The organism is Desulfolithobacter sp. (assembly GCF_054025815.1).
Window position 1 is genome coordinate 188,737 of record NZ_JBPMMS010000013.1, and the last position, 7,098, is coordinate 195,834.

The 7,098-nt window shown below is 53.0% G+C and carries 7 protein-coding genes and 2 pseudogenes; 6 read left to right on the forward strand and 3 right to left on the reverse strand.

All coding sequences use genetic code 11. The features are described 5' to 3' along the window. Nucleotides 1-5: 5 nt before the first annotated feature. The 4 genes from ACXJJY_RS03675 (at nucleotide 6) to rpmE (ending at nucleotide 3,762) form a co-directional block, all read left to right on the forward strand. The gene (locus ACXJJY_RS03675) at nucleotides 6-998 is read left to right on the forward strand and encodes an RluA family pseudouridine synthase (RefSeq protein WP_456385353.1); all 993 of its coding nucleotides are present in this window, start codon (nucleotides 6-8) and stop codon (nucleotides 996-998) included. After that, nucleotides 982-1,614 (forward strand): dephospho-CoA kinase, encoded by a 633-nt coding sequence (coaE, locus tag ACXJJY_RS03680; RefSeq protein WP_456385354.1) that lies wholly within the window; start codon nucleotides 982-984, stop codon nucleotides 1,612-1,614. Before ACXJJY_RS03675 ends, coaE begins: the two co-directional genes overlap by 17 nt. Before the next feature lie 567 nt (nucleotides 1,615-2,181). After that, nucleotides 2,182-3,429: a transcription termination factor Rho gene (rho, locus tag ACXJJY_RS03685; RefSeq protein ID WP_456385355.1), complete on the forward strand. Its 1,248-nt coding sequence runs from the start codon at nucleotides 2,182-2,184 to the stop codon at nucleotides 3,427-3,429. A gap of 111 nt (nucleotides 3,430-3,540) precedes the next feature. Further along, nucleotides 3,541-3,762 (forward strand): 50S ribosomal protein L31, encoded by a 222-nt coding sequence (rpmE, locus tag ACXJJY_RS03690; protein ID WP_456385356.1) that lies wholly within the window; start codon nucleotides 3,541-3,543, stop codon nucleotides 3,760-3,762. Here rpmE and ACXJJY_RS03695 read toward each other — a convergent pair. After that, nucleotides 3,740-3,787, reverse strand: a pseudogene (locus ACXJJY_RS03695) (hypothetical protein); the annotation flags it as partial. The gene rpmE and the pseudogene ACXJJY_RS03695 sit on opposite strands and share 23 nt — an antisense overlap. Before the next feature lie 183 nt (nucleotides 3,788-3,970). Here ACXJJY_RS03695 and prfA point away from each other — a divergent pair. Further along, the gene (gene prfA, locus ACXJJY_RS03700) at nucleotides 3,971-5,038 is read left to right on the forward strand and encodes a peptide chain release factor 1 (RefSeq protein ID WP_456385357.1); all 1,068 of its coding nucleotides are present in this window, start codon (nucleotides 3,971-3,973) and stop codon (nucleotides 5,036-5,038) included. A gap of 21 nt (nucleotides 5,039-5,059) precedes the next feature. Then, a complete protein-coding gene (prmC, locus tag ACXJJY_RS03705) occupies nucleotides 5,060-5,920 on the forward strand; it encodes a peptide chain release factor N(5)-glutamine methyltransferase (protein WP_456385358.1) in 861 nt (286 codons plus the stop codon). Nucleotides 5,921-5,985: 65 nt separating this feature from the next. Here prmC and ACXJJY_RS03710 read toward each other — a convergent pair whose 3' ends face one another. After that, nucleotides 5,986-6,750 carry a cytochrome b/b6 domain-containing protein gene (locus tag ACXJJY_RS03710; RefSeq protein ID WP_456385359.1) on the reverse strand — a complete coding sequence of 255 codons (765 nt, stop codon included), beginning with the start codon at nucleotides 6,748-6,750 and terminating at the stop codon, nucleotides 5,986-5,988. Between the two features lie 116 nt (nucleotides 6,751-6,866). Next, a pseudogene (locus ACXJJY_RS03715) lies at nucleotides 6,867-7,098 on the reverse strand (IS3 family transposase); the annotation flags it as partial.

Consider the following 7,098-nt stretch of genomic DNA (forward strand, 5'->3'; position numbering starts at 1 on the left):
AATTGATGGGCATCGTAACGCGTAGTTCGGGTGCATCCTCTTCAGCGGCAGACAGCGCAGATCCATGTTCCAGACATTTTGTTCTGACGGTTCCGACAGGCAACGGGGGCCGGCGACTGGATCAGTTTCTGGTAGACCAGCTGGAAAAATATTCACGGGCCACCCTTTCCCGGCTGATCAGGGAAGGTCACGTACTGGTCGATAACAGGAAAGTCAAGCCAGGCCTACGTCTGGCACCAGGCCAGACCGTATCTGTCCACCTGCCTCCCGCACCTTCTTCCGAGCTGCAGGCCCAGCCGATTCCCTTTGATATTCTTTTCGAGGACCGTCATCTCCTGGTGCTGGTCAAGCCTCCTGGCCTGGTGGTGCATCCGGCTGCCGGCCATGACTCGGGAACACTGGTCAACGGCCTGCTGTACCACTGCCGAAACTTGCCAGCCCTGGAGCAAAGCAGGCCGGGTATTGTTCATCGGCTCGACAAGGACACGTCCGGGATTATGGTGGCGGCCAAGAGCGAAGAGGCCCTGGCCAGGCTTGCGGATGACTTCAAGCAGCGGCGGGTCGTCAAGAGCTACCATGCCATACTCCTGCGCTGTCCGGCCGAAGAAAGTGGCCGGCTGGTTGCCCCCATCGGCCGCCATCCGGTGCACCGCAAGAAAATGGCCATCCGGCCTGCCAGGGGTCGGTATGCGGTGACAAGCTGGGAGGTGGAGGAGGTTCTGGCGCGGGGGTTATGCCTGGTGCGTCTTTCTATCGAAACCGGGCGCACCCATCAGATCAGAGTTCACATGGCCTCCTTGGGCTGTCCCGTGGCCGGGGATTTTGTCTATGGAGGACGGGTAAGAGACAAATCTCTGCCTGCGGTGAAGCGTCAGCTTCTCCATGCATCGGAAATCCGGTTCTGCCATCCTGTCACCGGGCGCAACATGCGTTTTTCCACATCCCTGTGGCCGGATATGATCCAGTTCATGGAGCAGCTCGGTGGCGGAATACATTGAATGCCGGCCATGTGTCATCGGTATCACCGGAGGGATAGGCTCTGGCAAGAGTCGGGTCAGCCGCTGCTGGGCAAATAGATTCAATCTGCCGCTGATCGACCTGGACCAGATATGCCGCCAGTTGCTGGAGCCCGGCCAGTCGGGCTGGAAGTCGTTGCGGTCCCTGCTGGGCCCGAGTTTTTTTTCAGGCCAGATACTGGATCGCAAACGGCTGCGTCTGGCCCTGTTTGATGACCGTGATTTACGACGTCAGGTGGATGCGCTGCTTCATCCCCTTGCCAGGCGGGAGATGAACGAATGCTGCAGAGATCTCTTGCGGAACCACAGGATGGTCCTCGTCGAGGTCCCGCTCCTGTGCGAAGCCGGCTGGCAAGCGGATTTTGATCGTGTCGTGGTTGTTTGGGCCGGGCTGCAAACACGCTGTGCCAGGGTGATGCAGCGGGATTCGGTGGACAGTCGGGAAGCCCTGCAGGCCATTGAATCCCAGATGGATCTTTTTGAAAAAATACTTGTGGCCGATCATGCCATTGACAACACGGGGCCATGGGTATTAACGTATCTCCAGGTGATCCATTTGGGAAAACTTTTGTCTGCCAGGCAAAAAAACGGATTATGATGCGCGTTTTTTGAAAGAAAGTCCTTGACAGAAATACCGGAAACCAATAATTAGCTTTTTAAACGCATTTCCAACGTACAGTTCCCTCCCTGTTGGAATCACGTTCTGATTTTTCAAGCTCGATATATATGCAAAATACTCCCACCTCTGTTGAGAGACGGGAGTGTGATTGAATTTTTCAGTATAAATCATTTCAGGTATTGTTCCTGCCGCTTAATTTCATATTGCATCAATAATTCAATAACAGGACGTAAGCGTAACTGATATTGCGCTTTGCATCGAACGTATATATTCAGAAATATCCTGACAGTTGAATCCATGGGTATTGTTTTGCTTTAGAACCTGTCCCGGTATGGATAATTCTGAGTGTCGTTGTATGGCCTGTATTTTGTGAAAATGTATCTGAGTAAGGGTGCGTGACTTTTCATGACACCCCTGACTGTGAATAAACCTGTGCCCGGTCGTGGAGTCCGCTCCCTGACCGGGGGAAAAATGAAAGCCGAATCATGTGGGTACGCATGGGGTTTTCATGTAAATGTTCTATCCATGAGGAGGATGAACTGATCAATGAATCCGGCCGATCTGAAAAACAAAAAAATTAACGAACTCGTCTCCATGGCTGCCAAGCTCAATATCGAGGGCTATACCGGCATGCGCAAACAGGAACTCATCTTTGCCATTCTGAAGGCCCGGGCCGAGGGCGACGGCAAGCTGCGGGGCAGCGGTGTTCTCGAGGTACTGCAGGATGGATTTGGTTTCCTGCGAGCTCCGGATTACAACTACCTGCCAGGCCCGGATGATATCTATGTCTCACCTTCGCAGATCAGGCGGCTTAACCTGCGTACTGGTGACACCATTGAAGGAGAGGTTCGTGCGCCTAAGGATAATGAACGCTATTTTGCACTCCTCAAGGTTGATACCATCAATTACGAGTCGGCCGAAGCGTCCCGTAACAAGACCCTGTTTGTCAATCTCACCCCCATGTATCCCGAAGAGCGGATCAACCTGGAGTGGGAACCGGATAACTATTCCACCAGGGTGATGAATATCGTCGCTCCGCTGGGCAAGGGACAGCGCGGCCTGATCGTGGCGCCGCCTCGAACCGGAAAGACCATGCTCATGCAGAAGATTGCCAACGCCATCGTGCATAATCACAAGGAGATCACCCTCATAGTCCTGCTCATCGATGAGCGGCCAGAGGAGGTCACCGATATGAAGCGAAATGTGGATGCCGAGGTGGTCAGTTCCACTTTTGACGAGCCGCCCCAGCGGCATATCCAGGTAGCAGAAATGGTGATCGAAAAGGCCAAGCGGCTGGTGGAGCACAAGCGCGATGTTGTCATTCTGCTCGACTCGATCACCCGTCTGGCCCGTGCCTACAACACCGTGACCCCAGCCTCAGGCAAAATTCTCTCCGGTGGTGTGGAGGCCAACGCCCTGCACCGGCCCAAGAGGTTTTTCGGTGCGGCTCGAAACATCGAAGAGGGCGGCAGCCTGACCATTCTGGCCACTGCGCTGATCGAGACAGGCAGCCGCATGGACGATGTCATCTTCGAGGAGTTCAAGGGTACCGGTAATATGGAAATCGTCCTTGACCGCAAGATGGCTGACCGCAGAATCTATCCTGCCATCGATATCCAGAAGTCCGGGACCAGGAAGGAAGATCTGCTTCTGTCGGCCGATGAACTCAACAAGGTCTGGATTCTGCGCAAGATACTCTCGTCCATGAATCCAGCCGATGCCATGGAATTTCTCCTGGACAGGATGCGTCAGACAAAGACCAACGAGGAATTCTTTTCCTCCATGAACCGGTGAGTTCGTTTTTTTTGTTTAAAAAATGTTCCGAGCTGGTAATATTAGCAGTTTTCAAAACAATTATATTGTTGTCCATTCCAGACAACGTATTCTCTTTGGAGGCAAAGAACGATGAAACCTGATATCCATCCTGAATATCACAAAATAAAGGCCCAGTGCGCCTGTGGTAACGAAATTGAACTTGGCTCTGTCAATACGGAGATGAAAGTGGAAATTTGTTCCGCCTGCCATCCGTTTTTCACCGGCAAACAGAAGCTCGTTGACACCGCCGGACGAATCGAGAAGTTCAAGCGTAAGTACGCCAAGCATTTCGATAAGAAAGACAACAAGTAACCCGCAGTTTAAAGACCCGTATGATGCCTTCAGTGTATCATGCGGGTCTGGTTCTTTCGCCTGACAGATCTTCCCGGTACAGTTCCTTCGGAATCCGTCGATATCTGCTTGCGGATGCGGAAGTGCTGAAAAAAGGCGGCCTTGAGGACGGATGGCTGCCTCACATCCTGATCCTGTCCCCCCAGATTCCTGATACGCAATCCAGGCCATGTTTGAAAATCTTGCCGAGTTAGACGAAAAACTTGCTTCCCTTGAGCAGCAGCTTTCTGATCCTTCCCTGGTGAATGATCAGAAAAAATATCAGCAAGTGGTGCGTGAACACTCCCGGGTTTCCAGGCTGTTGGACCTCTACACCTCCTATCAGGCGGTTCAGGAGGACCTGGCCGAGAACAGGGAACTGCTCAAGGAAGATGAAGATCCGGAGCTGATGGAACTGGCCAGGGCCGAGGTAGAGGAACTGACCCGGGAAGCAGACCGTTTGGAAGAAGCCATCCGGGTCATGCTGCTTCCCAAGGACCCCAATGACGAGAAGAATATCTTTCTCGAGATCCGGGCTGGAACCGGCGGCGACGAGGCGGCCCTGTTTGTGGCCGATCTTTTCCGCATGTACAGCCGTTATGCCGAGGAACAGGGGTGGAAGGTGGAGATTATGAGCTCTAATCCTATCGGTATTGGCGGCTTCAAGGAAATCATCGCGCTGATCAGCGGCGATCAGGTTTATTCCCGGCTCAAGTATGAGTCCGGGGTCCACCGGGTCCAGCGGGTTCCCGACACCGAGACCCAGGGACGTATCCACACCTCGGCGGTCACCGTGGCCATCATACCCGAGGCCGACGAGGTGGAGCTGCAGATCGACCCCAATGAGCTCAAATTCGATGTCTATCGCTCATCCGGACCGGGCGGTCAGTCTGTCAACACCACTGATTCAGCTGTTCGCATCACACATCTGCCCACTGGGCTGGTTGTGACCTGCCAGGATGAGAAATCCCAGCACAAGAACAAGGCCAAGGCGCTTCAGGTCCTGCGGGCCCGGCTGCTCGACAAGCTCGAGCAGGAACAGCACGACAAGATTTCCGAAGAGCGCAAGAGCCAGGTCGGCTCCGGCGACCGGAGCGAAAGGATCCGCACCTACAACTTCCCCCAGGGACGGGTTACCGATCACCGGATCAACCTCACCCTCTACAAGCTTGAGCAGGTCATGGGGGGAGCGCTCGACGAGATTATCATGCCGCTTATCACCCATTACCAGGCCGAAGCATTGAAAACTCTGCAGTAGACTTGCGGAGCCGAGGCCGTCATGCGCCTGTCCACCCTGTACCAGGATGCCATCCGCGAGCTGCGGCAGGATCCGGATATCGAAAATCCTGAACTGGACGCCCGGCTTCTGGTGCAGCATGTCACCGGTCTTGGCCGGACCGAGCTATTCCTCCAGGGCGACCGACCCGTGAGCCGGGAGGAAAGCGACCGGCTCCAGCAACTCCTCCATCGGCGGCTGCGCCGCGAACCACTGCAGTATCTTCTTGGCTCCTGCGAGTTCTGGTCCCGGACCTTTCTGGTCTCCCCTGCGGTTCTCATCCCCCGTCCTGAAACAGAATTTCTTTTGGAGCACGCCCTGTCGACTCTGCGAAAGGCTCCGCTGGCCGGTCCTGTGGTCGATCTCTGTACCGGCAGCGGAGTGATTGCAGTCATTCTTGCTCTGGAGCTTGGCCTGCCGGTGATCGGGGTGGATATTTCTCTGGATGCTCTGGTAATGGCCCGCAAAAATGTCCTGCTTCACGATCTGAGTGATCGCATCAGTCTGGTTGGCGGCGATCTATTGTCCTGGTGCCGTCCCGGCACGGGGCTAGGTTGTATTGTCTCCAACCCACCCTATGTGAAGGACGATGACATCCCGACCCTTCAGCCGGAAGTGCGGGACTGGGAGCCTCTCCTTGCCCTTAGCGGGGGAGAGCGGGGGCTCGATATTATAGAACGGATTATTCTGGAAGGAGCTGATCGGCTTGCGCCAGACGGCTGGCTTTTCCTGGAGATTGGCGCTGATCAGGGAGGGTCAGTGCTGGATCTTTTGGATACCGCAGCACCAAACCGATTTGTCGAGGTCAGGGTTGTGAAAGACTGGGCTGATCGGCCACGTGTGCTGCAGGCCAGAAAAAAGTAGATTTTTCAACATCACGGGTGATGTTTTGATTGGTTCAACAATTAAATTACTCGACGGGGCGTATATCAATCATCTTCGTCATTCTCGTCGTGATCGTCTTTGTAGCCGTGGTTTTCAGATTGGTCAGGTTGATCTTCGTCCTCTATTTCGTCAACTCGTAGCTGGATGCCAGCAATCGGCAGACGTATAGAGTGCATTGATGGATCGTAGTTCGAATAAAGCCCCCAGGACCATACACCCGTAAGAACAAGAAAAATAAATCCAATGACCGAGTGAGATGAAGAGATGGCTTCATGAGCTTCTGCTTCTTTTTTGCCGTGAATCATAGCTGCAATAATGTTTTCCCTGTGGCGGATCATGTGAAACAGCACTCCCATGATATGTAATACAACAACCGAGATCATGGCATAAGCGAGGAGCTCATGTGTCTCCTCAACCCATTCGTTACCGGTTCCAAGCATGATACCTGTAATTGCAAGCCCAATCGTCATTATGAGCATGGAAAAAATTGCATACGCCGATCCCGGGTTGTGTCCAACATATTTTTTTCCACCACCACGAAGTGCTTCTTTTAAATAGTTCAACACGCTCGTGAAGCTAAAAGCGAACGAGTCAAAGCGAGCATAACTGGAACCTGCAAATCCCCAGAGCACCCGCAAAACAACCATTAGAAAAATAATCAGGCCAAAAATTGCGTGGTAAGGGAAGAGCGGGCTATGTTCGTCGAACGTTAGAGCGATCATAGCCGAGATTATAAATCCTCCGGCAAAAAACCAGTGGAATATTCGTGTTGGGCTATCCCATATCAATATCAGATTCTTTTTGTTCATCGTGTTTGTGTATGCCTGACATGGTCTCCCTGCACTGGTTCAACGTGAATTGGAATTTTCATCCATCATTCACACATGTCCGCGAACTCGTCAAGCTCGGGACGTGAGGTCGGTCGTCAATAGTGGACACCAATTTCCTGTACAAGCTGTTGTTTGTAGAACCTTTGCTCAAAGGCAGCAGGTGAAAGATAATCAAGTTTTTTCTGTCGCCTTTGTCGGTTCTAAAAGATCTCTATGTATTCGGTTATATCTCGTATAGCTTCCTGCCGGGTTGAGTACTGTCGATGAAATACGAGCTCTGTTTTCAAAGTGCCCCAGAAACTCTCCATGGGGGCGTTGTCGTAACAG